The sequence below is a fragment of the Streptomyces sp. NPDC031418 genome (assembly GCF_055581605.1).
In genome coordinates this window covers 357,163-376,766 of sequence record NZ_JBVIJC010000004.1, presented here as the reverse complement: position 1 = coordinate 376,766, position 19,604 = coordinate 357,163, and the positions used below count along the sequence as shown (strand labels likewise).

The 19,604-nt window shown below is 72.5% G+C and carries 15 protein-coding genes; 5 read left to right on the top strand and 10 right to left on the bottom strand.

Going from position 1 to position 19,604, the window contains the following annotated elements:
- The first annotated feature begins 15 nt into the window (after positions 1-15).
- Positions 16-1,461 (top strand): NAD(P)/FAD-dependent oxidoreductase, encoded by a 1,446-nt coding sequence (locus tag ACZ5CZ_RS07620; protein WP_468940110.1) that lies wholly within the window; start codon positions 16-18, stop codon positions 1,459-1,461.
- Positions 1,462-1,624: 163 nt separating this feature from the next.
- Positions 1,625-2,437: an isocitrate lyase/PEP mutase family protein gene (locus ACZ5CZ_RS07615; protein WP_385840726.1), complete on the top strand. Its 813-nt coding sequence runs from the start codon at positions 1,625-1,627 to the stop codon at positions 2,435-2,437.
- Here the strand turns inward: ACZ5CZ_RS07615 and ACZ5CZ_RS07610 are convergent.
- From ACZ5CZ_RS07610 to ACZ5CZ_RS07565, 10 genes are all read right to left on the bottom strand, one after another.
- Entirely contained in the window at positions 2,368-3,087 is a 720-nt protein-coding gene (locus tag ACZ5CZ_RS07610; protein WP_385840727.1) for an alpha/beta fold hydrolase, read from the bottom strand. The two genes, ACZ5CZ_RS07615 and ACZ5CZ_RS07610, sit on opposite strands and share 70 nt — an antisense overlap.
- Complete coding sequence (locus tag ACZ5CZ_RS07605) at positions 3,080-3,664, bottom strand: TetR/AcrR family transcriptional regulator (RefSeq protein WP_468940108.1); 585 nt, start codon at positions 3,662-3,664, stop codon at positions 3,080-3,082. Before ACZ5CZ_RS07605 ends, ACZ5CZ_RS07610 begins: the two co-directional genes overlap by 8 nt.
- A 95-nt stretch (positions 3,665-3,759) precedes the next feature.
- Positions 3,760-4,929 carry an MFS transporter gene (locus ACZ5CZ_RS07600; protein ID WP_468940105.1) on the bottom strand — a complete coding sequence of 390 codons (1,170 nt, stop codon included), beginning with the start codon at positions 4,927-4,929 and terminating at the stop codon, positions 3,760-3,762.
- Positions 4,926-7,808, bottom strand: coding sequence for a glycoside hydrolase family 2 TIM barrel-domain containing protein (locus ACZ5CZ_RS07595; RefSeq protein ID WP_468940102.1), 2,883 nt, complete (start codon positions 7,806-7,808; stop codon positions 4,926-4,928). The genes ACZ5CZ_RS07600 and ACZ5CZ_RS07595 overlap by 4 nt, the downstream gene beginning before the upstream one ends.
- A gap of 12 nt (positions 7,809-7,820) precedes the next feature.
- Complete coding sequence (locus ACZ5CZ_RS07590) at positions 7,821-8,693, bottom strand: carbohydrate ABC transporter permease (protein ID WP_385840730.1); 873 nt, start codon at positions 8,691-8,693, stop codon at positions 7,821-7,823.
- Positions 8,690-9,658 carry a carbohydrate ABC transporter permease gene (locus ACZ5CZ_RS07585; protein ID WP_387054207.1) on the bottom strand — a complete coding sequence of 323 codons (969 nt, stop codon included), beginning with the start codon at positions 9,656-9,658 and terminating at the stop codon, positions 8,690-8,692. Before ACZ5CZ_RS07585 ends, ACZ5CZ_RS07590 begins: the two co-directional genes overlap by 4 nt.
- A gap of 20 nt (positions 9,659-9,678) precedes the next feature.
- Positions 9,679-10,944 carry an ABC transporter substrate-binding protein gene (locus ACZ5CZ_RS07580; protein ID WP_468940098.1) on the bottom strand — a complete coding sequence of 422 codons (1,266 nt, stop codon included), beginning with the start codon at positions 10,942-10,944 and terminating at the stop codon, positions 9,679-9,681.
- A 245-nt stretch (positions 10,945-11,189) separates the two neighbouring features.
- The gene (locus ACZ5CZ_RS07575) at positions 11,190-13,049 is read right to left on the bottom strand and encodes a glycoside hydrolase (RefSeq protein ID WP_468940095.1); all 1,860 of its coding nucleotides are present in this window, start codon (positions 13,047-13,049) and stop codon (positions 11,190-11,192) included.
- Positions 13,050-13,060: 11 nt separating this feature from the next.
- Positions 13,061-14,305, bottom strand: coding sequence for an ROK family transcriptional regulator (locus tag ACZ5CZ_RS07570; RefSeq protein ID WP_468940093.1), 1,245 nt, complete (start codon positions 14,303-14,305; stop codon positions 13,061-13,063).
- 148 nt (positions 14,306-14,453) lie between these two features.
- Positions 14,454-15,716 (bottom strand): FAD-binding protein, encoded by a 1,263-nt coding sequence (locus tag ACZ5CZ_RS07565; protein WP_468940090.1) that lies wholly within the window; start codon positions 15,714-15,716, stop codon positions 14,454-14,456.
- Between the two features lie 169 nt (positions 15,717-15,885).
- Here ACZ5CZ_RS07565 and ACZ5CZ_RS07560 point away from each other — a divergent pair, with 169 nt between their 5' ends.
- From ACZ5CZ_RS07560 to ACZ5CZ_RS07550, 3 genes are all read left to right on the top strand, one after another.
- The gene (locus ACZ5CZ_RS07560; RefSeq protein ID WP_385840737.1) at positions 15,886-16,560 is read left to right on the top strand and encodes a pyridoxamine 5'-phosphate oxidase family protein; all 675 of its coding nucleotides are present in this window, start codon (positions 15,886-15,888) and stop codon (positions 16,558-16,560) included.
- A gap of 58 nt (positions 16,561-16,618) precedes the next feature.
- Entirely contained in the window at positions 16,619-17,950 is a 1,332-nt protein-coding gene (locus ACZ5CZ_RS07555) for a radical SAM protein (RefSeq protein WP_468940087.1), read from the top strand.
- Positions 17,951-18,091: 141 nt separating this feature from the next.
- Complete coding sequence (locus ACZ5CZ_RS07550) at positions 18,092-19,600, top strand: cellulose binding domain-containing protein (RefSeq protein WP_468940084.1); 1,509 nt, start codon at positions 18,092-18,094, stop codon at positions 19,598-19,600.
- Positions 19,601-19,604 lie beyond the last annotated feature (4 nt).

The window sequence follows — 19,604 nt, the reverse complement described above, 5'->3', positions numbered from 1 at the left end:
TACAGGGAGAGAGAGTTGTCACACAGAGCTGTCGTGGTGGGAGCCGGCATCGCCGGGCTGGTGGCCGCCGCGGCCCTGGCCGTCGCCGATCCCTCGATGCGGATCCTCCTGCTCGAACAGGACGAGCTTGCGGCCGGCCCCGAGAACCGGCGGGGGGTCCCCCAGGGCCGGCACGCCCATCTGCTCATGGCCGGCGGGCTGGCCGCCATGGAGTCGCTCTTCCCGGTGAGCGTGCGCGACCGCCTCCTGGACGCGGGCGCCCACCAGGTCGCCCTCGGCAACGGCATGCTGGCCCTCACTCCCGACAGCGGGTGGCTGCGGCGATGGCGACACGGCGGCCCCGCCATGATCACCTGCACGCGCGCGCTGCTGGACTGGGTCGTGCGGCAGGCCCTGCTCGACTCCCACCCCGGTGTCTCGGTCCACCGGGCGACGGTGGAAGGGCTCCTCGGCACCGCCGAGCGCGTCCACGGCGTCCGGCTCGGCGGAGCAAAGTCCACGCTGGGGTCCGAGGTGGAGGCGGACTTCGTCGTCGACGCGAGCGGTCGTGGCTCGGGGAGCCTGACATGGCTCGCCGGAATCGGCGTCAGCGGGGTGGAGGAGAGGCGGCTCGACTCCGGACTGACCAACGCCACCCGGATCTACCGCACACCGGCGGGCGCCGAATCGTTCCCTCTCACGCTGGTGCAGCCGAACCCCTACGACGGACGGCCCGGCCGCAGCGCCATGGTGCTCCCGGTCGAGGGCAACCGGTGGATGGTCAGCGCGGGCGGCACCCGGGGCGGCGAACCTCCGCAGGACCCGCAGGGTTTCCTGGCGTACACGCTCAGCCTGCCGCACCCGATCGTCGGCCAGCTCATCTCCGGCGCGGAGGCCCTCACCGACGTGGTGGTCAGCCGCGGCCGCAGCACCAGCAACTCCCGCCGGTACTTCGAGCGGTCGCCGCGGTGGCCCGAGCGGTTCGTCGTGCTGGGCGACGCGCTGGCGACCTTCAACCCGGTCTACGGCCAGGGCATGTCGGTCGCGGCGCTCGGCGCGCAGGTGCTGGCCCGGGAGGTGGGGCGCGGCGGCCTCGACCGGCCCGGCCTGACCCGGCGGGTCCTGCACGGCGCGGCCCGCCATGTGGACACCGCCTGGCGGGCCGCCGTCGGCATGGACGTCCTGTACCCGGACGTGACCGGCGGCGAGCCCACGCTCGCCGACCGGGTCGCCGCCCGCTACGCGCGCAGGCTGACGAGGGCCGCGACGGGCTCCTTCGACGCGGCGGCGGCACTGTGGGACATCACCAGCCTCCAGGCGTCCCCGGCGCGGGTGCTGTGGCCGAAGACGCTGCTGGCCGCCCTGACCGGGCCGTACCTCCCGCCGACCGCCGAGCCTCCGCTGTCGTCCGCGGAGCGTGAGGTCCTCGACCGGTTGAAGAAGGGTGCGCCGGAGCCGAGCAGCTCCGTGCCCCTTCGGTAGCCCCGACGGCGAGGACGCGCGGTGGCCCGCAGGGTTCGGCCGGTGCCGAAACGACGGACGCCTAGGGACGCGGAGTGTCGGCGAGGGACGACAACGCCGCAGATGTGCGTGCCAGGGCCCGCGACGCCGGCAAGATCCGAAAGAGAGGCCCTAGGGTGGCCGTATGACCGCAGACCCGACCGTGTCGCCGTTCGCCGCGCTGCACCACCGTCCCGGCGAGCCGCTGCTGCTGCCCAACGCCTGGGACCACGCCTCGGCGGCCGCGCTGGCCGCCCGGGGGTTCCCCGCGGTCGCCACGTCCAGCCTCGCCGTGGCGGCGGCCGCCGGGTTGCCCGACGGGGCGGGTACGACCCGCGAGCACACCCTGCGGCTCGCCCTGACCCTGGGCGCCGGGCCCTGGCTCCTCTCGGTCGACGCCGAGGACGGCTTCAGCGACGACCCCGCGGAAGTGGCCGTACTGGCACGGCAGTTGTGGGAGGCGGGCGCGGTCGGGATCAACCTGGAGGACGGGCTCGGGCCGGCCGCGCGGCACGCGGCGAAGATCGCCGCCGTGAAGGCGGCCGTGCCCGGCCTGTTCGTCAACGCCCGCACCGACACCCACTGGTCCGGCGACGGGGACGAGACCGACACGCTGCGGCGGCTGGACGCGTACCAACAGGCCGGTGCCGACGGGGTGTTCGTGCCGGGGCTGAGCGACCCGGCGCGGATCGCCGCCCTCGTACGCCGTCTCGACGCCCCGCTCAACATCCTCTACTCGCCCGCCGGACCGGCCCTCGGCCACCTCGCCGACCTCGGCGTCCGCCGGGTCAGCCTCGGGTCGCTGCTGTACCGGCGGGCGCTCGGGGCGGCACTGGACGCGGTGGCCGACATCGCCGCCGGGCGGGCGCCGGGCGGTACGGCGCCCTCCTACGCCGAGGTGCAGGCGCTGGCTCCCAGCAGCACCCCGGTGAGCCGGTCCGCGAACTCCGCCGGATGATCGACGGTGCCGAGGTGCCCGCCCGGGAACTCCGCGAAGCCGCCGCCCAGCCGCTCGGCCAGGAACCCGGCCGTACGGTGCAGCACCTGGCCGCGCGAGTCGGAGCCGGCGGCGACGGTGAGCCGGCCGGGCGGTGCTGCGCGGACCGGGACGTAGGCGGTGAAGGGGTGCAGGACCCGGGCCAGGAAGACACCGAACGGTGTCGCCTCCGCGCCCTCGGCCGGCGGCCGTTCGGCCCCGTCCAGCTGCGCGATCAGCTCGGCCCGCCGCTCGGCGCCGTCCGGCAGCGCGGCGACGCACGCCGGCTCGTGCGCGACCACGTGCGCGAGCCGCTCCGGGTGCCGGGCGAGCAGGTCCAGCGCCGCGATGCCGCCGGAACTGGTCCCGCACACATACGCCTGTTCCCCCTCGGGCAGCACCGCCTCCAGCAGCCGGTGCGCCCCCTCGCTCCAGTCCGCCACCCGCTGCTCGGGCACCGGCAGGCCGAGCCGGCCGTGGGCGAGGCCGAGCGGGTCGTAGGTGACCACGGTGAAGCGGGCCGCCAGCCGCTCGGTGAGCGGTCCGAGGCCCATCGGGTGGCCGGCCCCGCCGGGCAGGAGGAGCAGCACGGGGCCGGTGCCGGTGCGGTCGTGGTGCGGTGGTTCAGTCATCGCTCGTCGTCTCCCGGGGCCAGTGGGTCAGGGCCAGGTGCAGGGCCTCGACCGCCTTGTGCCAGGACGCCCGTACGTCCCGCTCGGCGCCGAAGCCGCCCGCGGCCTCCAGGACGCAGTAGCCGTGGAAGGTGCTGCGCAGCAGCCGTACGGCGTCCGTGAGGTCGGGTTCGCCGAGGCCGTAGCCGCGCAGCATGCCGTAGGTGATCTCGGCGGTGCGGTGCAGCGCGGGGGAGTCGGCGATCAGGGTTTGGTCGATACGGATCTGGGTGGCCGCGTACCGGCCGGGGTGTTCCAGGGCGTAGGCGCGGTAGGCGTCGGCGAACGCGGTCAGGGCCGCCCGCCCCGCGCGCCCGGCCACGGCCACGGCGATCCGCTCGATCAGCTCGCCGCCGGCGTGCAGCGCGAGCCGGGTACGCAGGTCCTCCAGGCCGCGGACGTGCGAGTACAGGCTCGCGTCCTTCACCCCGAAGCGGCGGGCCAGCGCGGACAGGGTGAGGTTCTCGAAGCCCGCCTCGTCGGCGAGTTCGGCTGCGGCCGCGACCACACGGTCGGCGGTGAGGCCCGCTCGGACCATGGCACATCCCCTCCGGGCCGCGGCGGACGGGCCCTCACCGGCCGGGGACACGACCTCCCCGATTCCTAGGACCCCTAGGTTACATCCTAGGGGCCCTAGGAGGAAGGGGCGGTCGCTCTGGTCAGCCGGATCAGCCCCACCGTCGGCAGAAGCGACGCCGCCGAGAGGGCGGTCAGCAGCCAGGGGACCGCGTGGATGCCGGACGCCTCGATGCCCAGGCCCAGCAGCGGCGGGGCCGCCACACCGCCGGTCATCGAGGCGGCGATCACCCAGGCACCGGCCCGCCTCGCCCCGGGCAGCGCCCGGTTGAGCCAGGGCAGGCCGGTCGGGAAGACCGGTGCGATGAACAGGCCGACGCCCGCGTACGCCACCGGCGCGAGCGGCCGTACCAGAGCCAGCAGCAGGCAGGCCGTCATACCGGCCGTGCACACCGTCAGGATCCGCTCGGGGGAGTGCCGCAGGGTGAGCGGGACGACCAGGAACCGGCCCGCCGTCAGCATCAGCCAGTACACGGACGTCGCCGACGCGGCCACCGCGCTGCCGTACCCGACGGTCTCCAGATGGGTCGGCTCCCAGCCGCCCACGCCCGCCTCCACGGCCACATTGAGGATGTACAGGGCGAGGAAGCCGAGGAGGACACCGGGCCGGCCGGGGGCGGCCGGCACCGTCCCCTCCTCGGGCGGGCGGGTGCGGACGCCCCGCGCGCCGCCGGCCACCAGCAGCGCCGCCAGCGCCGCGCACCCCCCGAACGCCCAGGTGTAATGCTCCGGGCCCGCCCACGCCACCACCGCCGGGCCGAGCACCGCGCCGATGCCGAAGTGGGCGTTGAGGACGTTCAGCATGGCCGTGGAACGCTCACCGAAGCCGACGGCGAACAGCTGGTTCAGGCCGTAGTCGAGGCCGCCGAAGCCGAGCCCGCCCAGAAAGGCGCAGGCCAGCGCGAGCGGCCAGGCCGGTGCCAGCGCGAACCCGGCCGCACCCGCCGCCATCAGGCCGTAACTCGCCGCCAGCAGCGCGCTGTTGCTGATCCGCGTGTGGACGGCGTTGAACAGCAGGACCCCCGCGACGCCGCCGGTGAAGTGCAGGCTCAGGCCGAGCCCCGCACCGGCCGGGGACAGACCGTACGCGGTGCGCAGACCGGGCACGGCCGGGCCGTAGAGCGCCTGGAGCATGCCGATGAGGACGAAACCCCCGCACGACGCGACCGCGGCCGGCCGGCTGAAGAGCCGGCCGGCCGCGGAGGGCGTCAGGGCCGTGCCGGTCAACTGGGCTCCGGCGACGTGCTTTCCGAGAACACGAACGAGAACTCGGCGGGCCGGGCCAGGAGGTGGTACTGCGGCAGCGGGCCGGGGCCGCAGGACTGGGAGCCGATGCCGTGCAGGCCGTGGTCGAGGTTGACCCAGACCGTGTCCCCTGCCACCAGGTCCGTGCGGTGCGCGGCCGCGTCCAGCTGCTCGGTGGTCCAGCGGCGGGCGGTCAGGAAGAACTCCGGATCGCCCTCGATCCGCAGACCGCCGAGTTCGGCCCAGCGGACGTCGATCCGGGCGCCGTTCTCCTGCGGACGGACGTACGGCGTCTGCAAGCCGTCCACGGTCGACCGCCAGCGGCCGACCGCGGCCGCGGTCCGGGTGTCCGGATAGGCCTCTCCGGGACCGCCGCCGTACCACTCCACCCGGTCGGCCGCCGCCAGCCCGAAGCGGATGCCGAGCCGGGGCAGCGGCACGGTCCAGTCGCCCTCCGGGGTGGTGGACACGGTCAGCCGCAGCCGGTCGCCGTCCGACGTCCAGCGGTACACCGTCGACAGCCCGATCTCCCAGGCCGCCGGCGCCACCCGGGTGCGGACGGTCAGCGCGTCGCCGCCGGTCTCCACCGCGTCCAGCCGGTGCCGCATCCGGTGCAGGCCCAGCGTGCGCCAGCGCAGGCCGTAGCGGAGGTCGGTCTGCCAGGCCGCGCCGTCGTCGTTGTCGGTGGTGGCCCGCCACACGTCCAGCCGGAGACCGGACACGGCCACCCCGCCGACCGCCGTGAGGGCGCCGGTGCGCGCGTCGAACGTGCCGGGGCCGAGCGTGATCACCCCGTCGCCGGGGACCGGCCGCGCGGTCGCCGGGACGGCCGGGCGGCGCCGCCGGGCGACCCGGACCTGGCCCCAGGCGACGACATGGTCCTTCGGCGCCCACGAGGTGTCGGCCCCGAGCACCGCGCGGACCGTCCAGTGGGCCTCGCCGGCCGGTGCGCCCGGCACCGGATCGGGCAGCTTGACCTCGGCGGACTCGCCTGGCCCCAGCGCGGGCACCGACAGGGCGCCGCTCTCCAGCACCTCGCCCTCGACCTCGTAGGCCCAGGTGAAGGCGAGCGCCGACAGGTCCGCGAAGTCGTACTTGTTGGTGATGCGGACCGTGGCGTCGGCGGGGTCGCCGGCGATGCCGACCGGCTCGATCACCTTCTTGTACTCGACCAGGCCGGGGGAGGGCCGGCGGTCCGGGAAGAGCAGGCCGTCGCAGACGAAGTTGCCGTCGTGCAGCTCCTCCCCGAAGTCGCCGCCGTAGGCGTGGTCCAGCTCCGGATGGGCGATGCCGTGGTCGATCCACTCCCAGACGAACCCGCCCTGGAGCCGGTCGTAGGTCTCGAACAGCCGCTGGTAGTCGGCGAGTCCGCCGGGTCCGTTGCCCATGGCGTGCCCGTACTCGCACAGGATGAAGGGCAGCCCGCGCCGCTTGTGGGTGCCGCCGTCCAGGTCCCGGCCGATCCGCTCCACCTCGGCGTGGTCGGCGTACATCCGCGAGTACATGTCCGTGTCGCGGCAGGTGATGTCCCCCTCGTAGTGCACCAGGCGCGAGGAGTCGCGGCCGTGGATCCACTCGGCCATCGCGGTCAGTCCGCGTCCGGTGCCCGCCTCGTTGCCCAGTGACCAGATGACGACGGACGGGTGGTTCTTGTCCCGCTCCACCATGCGGGCCGCCCGGTCCAGCAGGGCCGGGGTCCAGCGGTCGTCGTCGACGGGGTTGTCCCGCCAGCCCTGCTCGGTGAAGCCGTGGGTCTCCAGGTCGCACTCGTCGACGACCCACAGGCCGTACTCGTCGCACAGGTCGAGGAAGGCCGGGTGCGGCGGGTAGTGCGAGGTGCGCACCGCGTTGACGTTGTGCCGCTTCATCAGCAGCACGTCCTCGCGCATCGTCTCCAGGTCCAGCGCGCGGCCCCGCTCCGGGTGCCACTCGTGCCGGTTGACGCCCTTGAACAGCACCGGGGTGCCGTTCACCTTGATCAGGCCGTCCGCCAGCTCGACCGTGCGGAAGCCGATGCGCAGCGGCACCCGCTCGCCCTCGGTGGCCAGCACCCCCGGGTAGAGCCGGGGCAGCTCGGCCGACCAGGGCGTGACCGGCACGGTGACGCTCTCACCGGTGGCGATGTCGATGCCGAGGTCGGGCACGGTGACCCGGCCCGGCACCTCGGAGTCGACGCGCAGGGTGCCGGTGCCGTCCCGGTGGTCGTAGGAGGCGTGCACGAAGAAGTCCCGCGCGCAGCCCGCCGGGCGGTGCAGCAGGGTGACGTCACGGAAGATGCCCGGCAGCCACCACTGGTCCTGGTCCTCCAGATAGGAGCCGGCCGACCACTGGTGGACCCGGACCGCCAGCACATTGCCCTCGGGCCTCAGCAGCTGGCCGACCGCGAACTCGTGCGGCAGCCGGGAGCCCTTGAACTCGCCGATCTCGGTGCCGTTCAGCCACACCCGGGCGCAGGACTCCACCCCGTCGAAGCGCAGCACGGCGCCACCCTCGGACGGCTCCGGCCAGTCCCCCGGCAGGTCGAAGACGCGCAGATGGTCACCGGTCGGGTTCTCGGTCGGCACCCGCGGCGGGTCGACCGGGAACGGGTACAGGTGGTTGGTGTAGATCGGCGCGCCATGGCCCTGGAGGACCCAGTGGCCGGGGACCGAGACCTCCGCCCAGCCACCGGCGTCGTACCCGGCCGCGGCGAAGGAGTCGTCCTCGGCGTCGCTGGTCGGGGACAGTCTGAACCGCCAGGTGCCGTTCAGCGAGAGGGACCTCGCGTCGGAGGCGGCGTACCAGGCGCGGGGCGGCAGCGCCCCGGAGCCCGGCGAGACGTCCTCGACGTAATCGGTGACGGTACGGGTGCGGAAGGACATCTATCTCCTCGCTCAGCCCTTGATTCCGGTCTGCGCGATCCCCTGCACCAGCCAGCGCTGGAGGAAGAGGAACACGAACAGCAGCGGCAGGATGGAAACGGCGGTGGCCATGAAGATCAGGTGGTAGTTGACGGTCTGGTTGGTCATGTACGACGACAGCGCGACCTGCACCGTCCAGGCGCTGGGGTCCTGGCCGATCACCAGCGGCCACAGGAAGGCGTTCCAGCCGTTGATGAAGGTGATGGTGGCCATCGCCGCGAAGAAGTTCAGCGAGTTCGGTACGACGATCCGCCAGTACGCACCCCAGTGGCCGAGTCCGTCCACGCGTGCCGCCTCCTCCAGCTCCTTGGGGAACCCGAGGAAGTACTGCCGGAACAGGAAACAGGTGAAACCGCTGAACAGGCCGGGGATGATCAGACCCCGGTAGCTGTCCACCCAGCCGAGCGACGACACCAGTACGAAGCTGGGCACGAAGGTCACGGCGGTGGGCACCATCAGGGTGGCGAGGACCGCGTAGAAGACCTTGTCGGCGTGGCGGTAGGGGATGCGGGCGAGGCCGTAGCCGGCGAGGGAGCAGACCAGCAGGATGCCGGCGGTCATCAGGACCGCGACGACCAGCGAGTTCAGCATCGACCGGCCGAAGTCGACCGTCGGGTCGTCGAACAGCTCGGAGATGTTGCCCCACTGGAGGTGGGAGGGCAGGAACTTCCAGTTCTCGCCGGTGATCTCCTGGTCCGTGGACAGGGCGTTGCGGACGATCAGATAGAAGGGGATCAGGAACAGCACCGCGGCGATGCTCACGGCGAGATACAGACCGGTGTTGCCGAGGACGCTGCCGCGCCCGGTGCGGCGTGCGGTGGTGGTCCGGGGTGCGGTGGTGCTCACCTGGACTCCTCCCCCCTTCCGAAGCCCATGAACCTGCCCTGGAGCAGGGTGACGGCGCAGATCAGCACGGTGAGGATGACCGCGCCGGCGCTGCCGGAGCCGTAGTCCTGGCTGGCGCCGAGCGCCGTCTTGTACAGCACCATGAGCGGGGTCTGGCCCCAGGTCGCCCTGGTGGAGACGATGTTGTAGAACTCGTCGAAGGCCTGGTAGGCGGCGATCAGCAGCAGCAGGATCACCGCGGTCGAGGTGGCGCGCAGCTGGGGCAGCGTGATGTGCCGGAAGGTCTGCCAGCCGGGCTTGGCGCCGTCGATGGCCGCGGCCTCGTACAGCTCCCCGGGGATGTTCTGGAGGGCGGCCAGGAAAAGGATCATGTAGAAGCCGGACTGGAGCCACAGCCGTACGGTCACGATGACCAGCCAGTACCACGGCGGGGACGGGTTGGACACCCAGGCGATGTTCTCGACCCCGAACCAGCCGACGACCGTGTTCGCCAGGCCGAAGCGGACGCCGTTGAAGATCGACATCTTCCAGATCAGCGCGGCGGCGACATAGCTGCACGCGGTCGGCAGGAAGAACACCGACCGGAAGAAGGCGCGCAGGAAGCGCAGCCGGTGCACCAGCAGGGCGAGCCCCAGGGACAGCGCCCAGGTGGTGGGCACGATGAACGCGGCGAACACGGTGAACGTCAGCAGCGAGCCGGTGAAGTCGCTGTTCGACAGCATGTGGGTGTAGTTGTCGAAACCGACGAAGTGGCTCGGGGTGACGGTGAAGCGGGCGTCGAAGAAGCTGAGCCAGATGCTCCAGCCGATGGGCACGAAGACGAAGATCACCAGGCCGATGAGGAAGGGCCCGGTGAAGAGCCAGAAGTTGAGCGTGTTGCGCGTCCCGAGGCCCCGCCGCGGCCGGGCCTGGCCGGCCGCGGCCGGGGCGGGTCGGGCGACCCCGCGCGTGGTGGTGGTCGACATGTCGTGGTCCGTCCGCCGGCCTATCCGAAGAGCTTCTTCAGCTCGCGATTGATCGTCCTGTCCGCCTTGTCGAGCGCGGCCTCCGGGTCTCCGCCCTTGCGGACGCAGTCGGCGATGACCGAGTCCCAGGCGCTCCACATGGCCTGGGTCCAGCCGATGTTGTCGAAGTGCCCGTAGGTGTTGAAGAGCTTCACGCCCTCGGCGGCCAGACCGGACTTGAGCTTGCCGGCCTGCGCGGCGATCGTCCTGCGCGGCGGGATGTGGAAGCCGTAGGAGGTGGCGAAGTCCTCCTGGTACTGCTTCTGGTCGATCCACAGCCACTTGACGTACTCCTTGGCCGCGTCGACGTCCTTGCCCTTGGCGTTGACGAACATCGACCAGCCGCCGTTGTAGACGGACGGCCTGCCCTTGCTGCCGACCTTCGGGAAGGGCATCACGCCGAGGTCGTCGCCGAGCGCCTGCTGCATGGCGGGCATCGCCCACATGCCGCAGAACTGGATGGCGCACAGGCCCTGGCTGATCGCGGACGGGTCCCAGAAGTCGGCGGGCGCGTCCAGCAGCAGGTCGCCGTTGGTGAACAGCTTGCGCAGCTGGCGCAGTCCGGCGACGACCTCGTCGGTGTGGTAGCCGATCTCGTTCTTGGCGGTGAGCGGCTCGGCACCGGCCGACCAGATCAGGGGCGCCTCGATCGCGTGCAGGTCGTTGCCGAGGAACAGGCCCTTGACCTTGGACGTGGTGAGCTTGGCGGCGGCCTCGATCAGCTCGTCGAGGGTGGTCGGCACGGCGACGTTCGCCTTCTCCAGCATCGACTTGCGGTAGAAGAGGAACTGCGGGTCGTCGATCATCCGGACGCCGTAGACCTTGCCGTCGACGGTGTGCGAGGCGATGTCGGCCGGGTTGAAGTCGTCCTTGACCGGCGCGATGATGTCGGTCAGATCGGCCACCTGACCGCTCTTGACGAGCTGGATCTGCGGGTGGAACTCGAAGACGTCGGGCGCCTGGTCGGTGAGCAGGGCGGCGAACAGCTTGGTCTCGTAGTCCGAGCCGGTGATCCACTGCGTGGTGACGTTCACCTTGCTGTAGGCCTTCGCGTAGCGCTTGACGGCCTGCTCGACCCCGGCCTCGCCGTACGCGTGGAAGTACTGGGTCAGCTGCTTGCCCGAACCCGAGCCGCCACCACGCCCGTTGTTGCTGCCACAGGCGGCGAGGCCGCCGGCGGCGGCCACGCCGAGGGCGGCCCGGAGTATCGATCGGCGGTCCCAGTTGCTGTTGCTCAGTGCCGGCATGCTGACGTCCTTGTCTGTTCGTGCGGCTGTGGATGGCTTCGCGCCCGGCGGCCGAATGGCTCGAAAGAGAGGCTGCGGAGCGGGACGTTAACCTTCGGCTAAGGCTTCGGCAAGGGGTTGAACGAAGTCTGTGTGCGAAGCGTTGTGTCCGGTTCGGAATCCCGAACAGGCTTGTGGGGCAAGGGAGATGAGGGCCGCCGGGTCAGGGGTGTGGTCGGCGGCCCTCGGTCGGCGGGAGGGCCCGGCTAGCGCCTGGTCCACGCCTCGTTCGAACCGCCGTTGCAGCTGTACAGGATCACTGCGCTGCCGTCGGCGGTGGCCTGTCCGCTGACGTCGAGGCACGTACCCGACGCCTCGCTGACGATCTGCCCGTTCGCGTTCAGCAGCCAGCGCTGGGTGGCGTCCCCGGTCGCGGTGGGGGCGACCGTGAGCCCCGAACTCCCGGCGGTCAGGTACCCGTTCGCGCTCTTCAGGGTGCCCGCGGCGTCGTACGACCAGGACTGGTCCGCCGTACCCGTGCAGGACGCGATCACCGCTCCGGAGGGGCCGGCGGTCAGGCACTTGCCGGACTGGCTGCCGACCAGGGCACCGGTCAGCGGCGAACCGCCGTGCCCGGCACCGGAGAAGACATAGGTGGTCACGGAGCGCGCGGCGAGCGTGGCGGAGACGGTGCCGTCGTGCACCGCAGGCTTCGCGACCTCGGCCCAGTTCTCCTCGGCGGAGGTCCGCACCGCCCGGGTGGCCCGCCCGGGCGCCGCGCCCGGGAAGTGCAGGTCCAGCCGGGTGTCGGTGGTGTTGTGGTTGTTCACCACGACCACCCACTGCCCCTTGTCGGCGTACGCCGACACCTCCACCCCGGCCGGTGCCCCGGTCACGTCGTGCACCACCGCGCCCGGCCGTACGAACCTGCTGTACTGGCCCAGCGCGTAGTAGCGCTTGGTGAAGTACAGGGACTGGTTGCCGTTCGCGGCGTAGTCGGGGTCGTAGTAGATCAGGCCGTCGTTCCAGCCGGAATCGTTCCTGGTGGTGGGATCGCTGCCGTACCCGCTCGCCAGCGCCACCCACCACTGGAACGCCGAGTCGTGGGCGGTCGCGAAGTCCTTGTAGATGATCCGCGACATCAGCAGGGCGTTGTCGATGGTCGGGTCGTACTCCTGGTTCCAGCCCGTGGTGCCCTTGCCGAAGCAGCAGATCTCCGTGGCCCAGGGGGCCTTCCCGACGGACTTCGAGGTCTCGTAGACGTTGGCGAGCTGGCCGTCGTCGGGGTCGTTGTACGTGTGGTGCGCCAGCCGGGAGACATATCCGGCGGTGCCCGGCTGGGAGATCCACCGCGGCAGCTCGGTGGTGAACTGCGTGGTCTTGCTGGACTCGTCCGCGATGATCCCGGTCCGCTGGTGCCGGGCGCGCTGCTCGGCGCCGAGGGCCCGCACGATGTCGTCGCGCTGGTCGACGGGGACCGGCATGCCCTCCTGGCCGCAGTCGGCGAAGCTGTTGTCCGGTTCGTTGAAGGGGCTGATGTAGTCGAGCCGGACGCCCTGCCGGGCGAAGTGGCCGGTCACATCGGCGATGTACCGGGCGAAGTCGGCCTCGTGCTCCGGCAGCAACTGGCCGCCGCAGCTCTTGCCGTTGGTCGTCCACCGGCCCGGCGCGCTGTTCACGAAGCCGATCAGGTCCTTGACGCCGTACCGCGCGGCGTAGCCGAGGAAGGTCCGGCCACCCTTGTCCCTGCTCCAGTCGTAGGAGCCGTCGGCGTTCAGGAAGTCCTCCGCGGCGCGGGCGGGCGTGGTGACCCCGGCCCCGCCGCCGCCGATGTTGTAGCGGTACGAGCTGAGGGCCAGGCCCTGTGGGGAGAACAGCAGCTTCGCCACCCGGGCCTGGACGGCGGGCGAGAAGTGCTGGAGGTCGTTGACCCACCAGGCGCCCGAGGCGCCGATGTCGTCGATGGTCTGGGCGGCGTGCGGCGAGACCTCGGCGGCGGCCGGGGCCCCGCCCGCCGCGGTGTCACCGGCGCTCGCGGGCGGGGCGGTGAGCAGGGCTCCCACGGCGGCCAGCGCGGCCGCGGCCGACCCGAGCAGGGATCTCTTGCGGGGGTGAGACACGTGCATCCCTTCCGTCGTCATGAAGGTGGTGCGGTACGGCTCCTTGCGAGGGTGGTGCGCTTTGCGGCCCGCTGCCCCACGGCCTGCAAGGCCCCTTCGAGCGCGAACGTCGCCGCGCCCAGCGACACCGGGTCGGTGGGGATCGGGGAGAGGACGATCTCGGTGGCCGCCAGCGGCCGGCGCAGCGCGTGCCGGGCCACCGCCTGCCGGACCTCGGCGAGCAGCGGCTCGCCGAGCCGGGAGGCGACCCAGCTGCTGAGCACGATCACCTCCGGGTTGAGCAGATTGATCAGGTCGGAGATGCCGGCGCCCAGGTAACGGGCCGTGTCCCGCAGCACCTTGAGCGCCACCGGGTCCTGGGCGGCGACGGCGCGGGCCAGCGCGTCGACGGTGGCCGTCTGGTCGTCGGGGTGCAGAAGGAGTGACTGCGGGCTGAGTTCGCGCAGGTTCTGCATGATGCCGGGCGCGCCGACATAGGTCTCCACGCAGCCGTGGTTGCCGCAGTGGCACAGCCGGCCGTCCAGCACCAGCGTGGTGTGCCCCCACTCGCCGGCGCTGTTGCTGACTCCCCGGTGCAGTCCGCCGCCGAGCGCCAGCCCCGCGCCGACCCCGGTGCCGAGGTTGACCACGACGGCGTCCCCGCGGCCCCGGGCCGCCCCGAACCACAGCTCAGCGACCGCGCAGGCGCGCAGCGGGTTGTCCAGGTACAGCGGGTAGGCGATGTGTTCGGCGAGCAGGTCCAGCAGCGGGACGTCGTGCCAGTTCCAGTTGGGCGCGTACTCGGCGACGCCGGTGGCCCGGTCCACCTGGCCCGGCACGCTCACCCCGACCCCGAGCACCCGCGCCGCCTCGACACCGGCCTGCGCGACCACCGAGCCGACGGCGGCGGCGACATGCCCGACGACCTGCTCCGGGCGGCTCTCGCCGGGCCCGATCTCCTCGTCGGCGCGGGCCAGCACGTTCAGCGCCAGGTCGAACAGCTCGACGTGGACATAGGTCTCGGCGATGTCGACGCCGATCAACGCGCCCCCCGACGCGTTGACGGCCACCAGTCCCCGGGGGCGGCCCCCGGCGGAGTCCTCGAAACCGACCTCGGTGATCATCCGGAGGTCCAGCAGCTCCCCGACGAGCGTGGCGACCGTGGCGAGGCTCAGCCCGGTGGCGGCCGCCAGCTCCTGCCGGGAGGTGGGGGACTCGGCGATGATCTGGCGCAGCACCTCGTAGCGGTTCGCGGTGCGGATGTCACGTGACGTGCGCTTCACGAGGCTGCCCTCCCGTCCCGTCCAGGCCCGGCCGGGCGGCTCCGCACCGGCGCGGGCGTCAGGCTATGGGCTGCGGAGGACTTTCGACAAGGGGTTAGGAAAGGGATTGGAGAAAGTCCCTTCCGCCGCCCTGTCCCGGGTGCGGGGGTCAGCCGTCGAGAAGGTCCCGGACGAACGCGTTGCTGAACGTGCCGGCCGGGTCGAGGGAGCGGGCCAGCTCGCGGAAGGCGGCCAGACGCGGGTACCGCTGCCGCAGGGCCGGGGCCGGGATGCCGTAGACCTTCCCCCAGTGCGGGCGCGGCCCGAACGGCTCCAGCACTTCCTCCAGCCGCCGCACCACCGGCAGTACGGCCGTCTCGTCGCGCACCCAGGTGAAGTGCAGGGCGACCGAGTCCCGGCCGTGGGCGGGGCTGAGCCACTGCGCGTCGGCGGCGACCGTGCGCACCTCGCAGATCTGGAGCACTCCGGCGACGGCCCGCCGTACCCGGCCGACCGCGTCCAGCGCGTCGACGGCCGCCGAGCGCGGGAGCAGGTACTCCGTCTGGATCTCCTCCCCGCTGCTCGGCGTGAACTCCGCCCGGAAGTGCGGCAGCCGCTCGTGCCAGGGCCCCGGCACGCCCAGCTGCTCGGTGCAGTTCTCCGCGGGCATGCCCGGCACCGGGTGTACCGCAGTGGCCGCGGGCGCCGCCCACGGGAAGTCCACCGCCGGCCGGTCGGTGCGCCGCTTGACCCACACCTGCCGGAACCCCGCGTCCCGCCAGTCGGTGAACAGGCTCACGCTGTAGCCGGCCGCCATGACGGCCTCGAAGTCCAGGCCCTTCGTGGGCAGTTCGGTGAACACACGCTGCTCCACCTCGAACGCCGGCTCCAGTCCGAGGGTCAGCGCGGTGACGACGCCCAGCGCGCCCAGCGAGGTCACGGCGCCGTCGAACCGCGGGTCACCGCGGCCGATCGTCACCGTCGAGCCGTCCGCGACGACCAGCTCCACCTCCCGCACCGCCGCCGCCAGCGGCCCGTTGGCGACGCCCGAGCCGTGGGTGCCGGTCGCCACCGAACCGGCCACCGAGATATGCGGCAGCGAGGCCATGTTGGGCAGCGCCAGGCCGTACGCGTGCACCGCGCGGGCCAGTTCGGCGTACCGCACCCCGCCCGACACCCGGACCGTGCGGGCCGCCGAGTCCACCTCGATCACCGGCGGCAGCCCGGCGGTGGACAGCAGTACCCCGTCCGGGCCCGGGTCGGCGATGCGGTTGAACGAGTGCCCGCTGCCCAGCGCCCGCACCCGGGTGCTGCCGGCCACCAGCGCCCGGAGCGCGTCGACCGTGGCGGGGCGGTGGAACTCCTTGGCCGTGAAGGTGATGGTGCGCGCCCAGTTGGCGACCGACCCGGCGGTCCCGGCCGTTTCCGTCATCGTTGCGTCCCTCCCGAGAGTCCGTGTCCGTCGACCCTCTCATTCGCTCCGGCCCCCGGTAGAGAGCGCTTGCTGGGGTGCTGCTGATTTAGTCGTATAGAGCAGATGTAAGTGCTGTTTCCGTAAATCGATCGCGTCTCCTGCTGCGATATCGGTACCGTCTCCGCTCATGACTCCGGAACCGCTCCCCGCCCAGCTCCCCGTCACCGACCGCACCCGGCACCGCAGGCTGCGCGAGCAGGGGAGCCTGGAGCGGGCCGATCTGGAGGCGATCCTCGACGCGGGGTTCGTCTGCCATCTGGGCGTCGTGGTGGACGGCCGGCCGTTCGTCGTGCCGACGGTGTACGGGCGGGACGAACGGTGGCTGTACGTCCACGGGTCCGTGGCCAGCCGCAGCCTGGCCGGCGGGACGCCCGTCTGCGTGACCGTGACGCACGTCGACGGGCTGGTGCTCGCCCGCTCCGTCTTCGAGCACGGCGTGAACTACCGCAGCGCCGTCATCCACGGCGACGCCCGGCCGGTCACCGATCCGGAGGAGAAGCTGACGGGACTGCGCCTGCTCACCGAGCACACGGCACCCGGACAGTGGTCGTACGCCCGCCGTCCGAACCGCAAGGAGCTGGCCGCCACCACCCTGCTCGCCCTCTCCCTCGAAGAGGCCTCCGTCAAGATCCGCACCGGCGCCCCCGACGACGGCGACGGCCCCGACGCGGCCCTCGGGCTGTGGGCCGGGGTGCTGCCGCTCACCGCCGCGTGGGGCGACCCGGTGGCCGACCCGGCGCTGCCGCCGGGCACCGCCGTACCGGAACACATCGCGCGCCGTGCAGGGACCCGGCACGGCTGAGCCGGGGGCGGGGGCATACGGTGAGAGGCGAACGCCTGAGCCGGGAGGAGACAGACGGATGGGCAGTCGCACCGCGCTGGTCGAGGATCTGATGGAGCGGTTCCCGCACGTACCGCGGGAGGCCGTCTTCAAGGAGGACCTGCTCCGTGGCGGAGTGGCCTTCGACCCGTCCGCGCTCAGTGACAACGAGGGCGGCGAGGTCAAGCCGAAGTCGTACTTCATCTTCTCCTTCGACCACGGCACCCTGCCCGAGCTGGGCGAGGCCGCGCTGCGCCGGCCCCCGGAGGAGATCATCCTCACCGGCGGGCCGTACGACCTGCGGCGGACCGTCGTCTCGGTGCGGGTGAACCCCGCCTCGCCGTACCGGGTGGCGGCCGACGACGCGGGCCTGCTCGGGCTCTACCTCGACGGCCGGCGCATCGCCGACGTCGGTGTGCCGCCCATGCCCGAGTACTACCGGCACACCCTCTCCAACGGGAAGTCGGTCATGGAGGTCGCCCCCACCATCCAGTGGGGCTACCTGATCTATCTGACCGTCTTCCGGGTGTGCCAGTACTTCGGCGCCAAGGAGGAGTGCCAGTACTGCGACATCAACCACAACTGGCGCCAGCACAAGGCGGCCGGACGTCCCTACACCGGGGTGAAGGACGTCGAGGAGGTCCTGGAGGCCCTCGAGATCATCGACCGGTACGACACCCAGCGGGCGTCCACCGCCTACACGCTGACCGGCGGTGCGATCACCAAGACGGTCGCCGGGCGGGACGAGGCCGACTTCTACGGCCACTACGCCAAGGCCATCGAGGAGCGCTTCCCGGGCCGCTGGATCGGCAAGGTCGTGGCGCAGGCGCTGCCCAAGGCGGACGTACAGCGGTTCAAGGACTACGGCGTACAGATCTACCACCCCAACTTCGAGGTGTGGGACCGCCGGCTGTTCGAGCTGTACTGCCCCGGCAAGGAGCGGTACGTCGGCCGGGACGAGTGGCACCGGCGCATCCTGGACTCCGCGGACGTCTTCGGCGCCCGCAACGTCATCCCCAACTTCGTGGCGGGGGTGGAGATGGCGGAGCCGTTCGGCTTCACCACCGTGGACGAGGCCATCGCCTCCACCACCGAGGGCCTGCGGTTCTTCATGTCGCACGGCATCACGCCCCGCTTCACCACCTGGTGCCCGGAGCCGACCACCCCGCTCGGCAAGGCCAACCCGCAGGGCGCGCCGCTGGAGTACCACATCCGGCTGCTCCAGGCCTACCGGCAGACGATGGAGGAGTTCGGGCTGTCCTCCCCGCCCGGCTACGGCCCGCCCGGCCCCGGCCACGCCGTCTTCTCGGTCAGCTCCTTCATGGACAGCCTGCCCGCCGAGGACCCGGCCGAGGAGCCTGCCGAGGCGTGAGGCCGGGAGCGCCACCGGTTGTGAACAGGTCGCTTGTCAGTTGTGTCGACAGCGTGAAAGGCTCTGTGTCCTGCCGCGAGGTTCCGTACAACTCCCTTTCCCGCCCGGTGAGTTGACCTCGCACGTGGATGCAGGAGTCCCATGCCCGACCTGCCGACCCCCAAGGACGCGACCGAGTCCGCGCTGTTCTCGGAGTGCTGGGACGCGGTGCTCTCCTACGCGGACCTGTGCACATCCGGGTCCTTGACGGCACACCAGCTGGCCACCGAGGCGTTCACCCTCGGCATGCGCGAGGTCCGCGGCGCCGCCGGTGCCCAGGTGCGCGGCGCCGCCCGGCGCACCACCCGGCTGCCCACGATCCCGGCGCTGCTCATCGCCGTCCGCGACACCGCCGCCGGCTGGGAGGCGGCCGGGCAGGGACACCGGCTCGACCCCGACCTGCGGCTGTGGCTCAACTCCCCGGCGGCGGCCCGCCATGCCGGGCCGCCGCTGCACCGCCCTGTCGCCCTGCGCGGCCTGCGGGACATGCAGGAGGCCGACGCGACGCTGCTGTGGCTGGCCGAGGTCGAGGCGCTGCCGCTGCCCACGGTCGCCCGTCGGCTGGGCCTCGACCCGGCCCGCGTCGCCGACGAACTCGACCAGGTGCGCACGCTGTTCCGGGACCGCTGCCACCGGGCACACCTCGACACCCCGATGGACGCCGAGTGCCGTAGCTACGCCCGGCTGCTGGACGCGGTCACCCGCTCCGCCGCCGACACCCCGGAGGACCTCTCCCGGCACCTCGCGACCTGTGTGCGGTGCGCCGAGGCCGCCGCCTGTCTGCGGCTGCACGGCGGCGGACTGCCCGCCGCCCTCGCCGGCGGGGTGATCGGCTGGGGCGGCCTCGCCTACCTGGAACGCCGCCGCCGGGCCACCGAGGTCCGGCTCGGCGCCGCCGCCCGCGCGGGCACCGGGGAACCCGAGCAGGATGCGGGCCGCGGCCGTGCGCTGCGCGGCGGCCTGATCGCCGCCGCCGTCCTGCTGTCGGCGCTGGCGCTCGCCGTGTCGATGATGCCGTTCGGCGGCTCCGGCGACGGCACCGCCTCCGCCCACGACGACAGCCGCCCGATCGCCGACCCCGGCGTCTCCCGCACCACCACCGCCCCCGCCCCGGCGACCCCCTCCGCCTCGGCCGCCGTCTCCACCTCCACCTCTGCCTCCGCCTCCGCCGGTGTCCCCTCCGCCACCGGCACCCGCCACACCCCGGCCGGCGGCAAACCCGACCCCGAGCCCCAGGGCACCTCCGCCACCACGCACCGCCCCGCCCCCGGCCCCACCAGCGCGCCCGCCACCGCCACCGCCTGCCGGGTCGCCTACGACCTCGTCAACCAGTGGCCCGACGGCTTCCAGGCCACCGTCACCGTCACCACCGCCTCGGCGCTCACCGACTGGCATGTCTCCTGGAGCTTCCGCGACGGCCAGCGGATCACCCAGATGTGGGACGCCACCGCCCGGCAGGACGGCCCCCGGGTCACCGCCACCGCCGCGGACTACAACCGGTCCGTCGCCGCCCACGCCACCCTGTCCTTCGGCTTCCTCGCCTCCTGGCAGGAGAAGAACCGCACGCCGTACGCCTTCACGCTGAACGGAGCCCGCTGCACGACGGGCTGAGGCG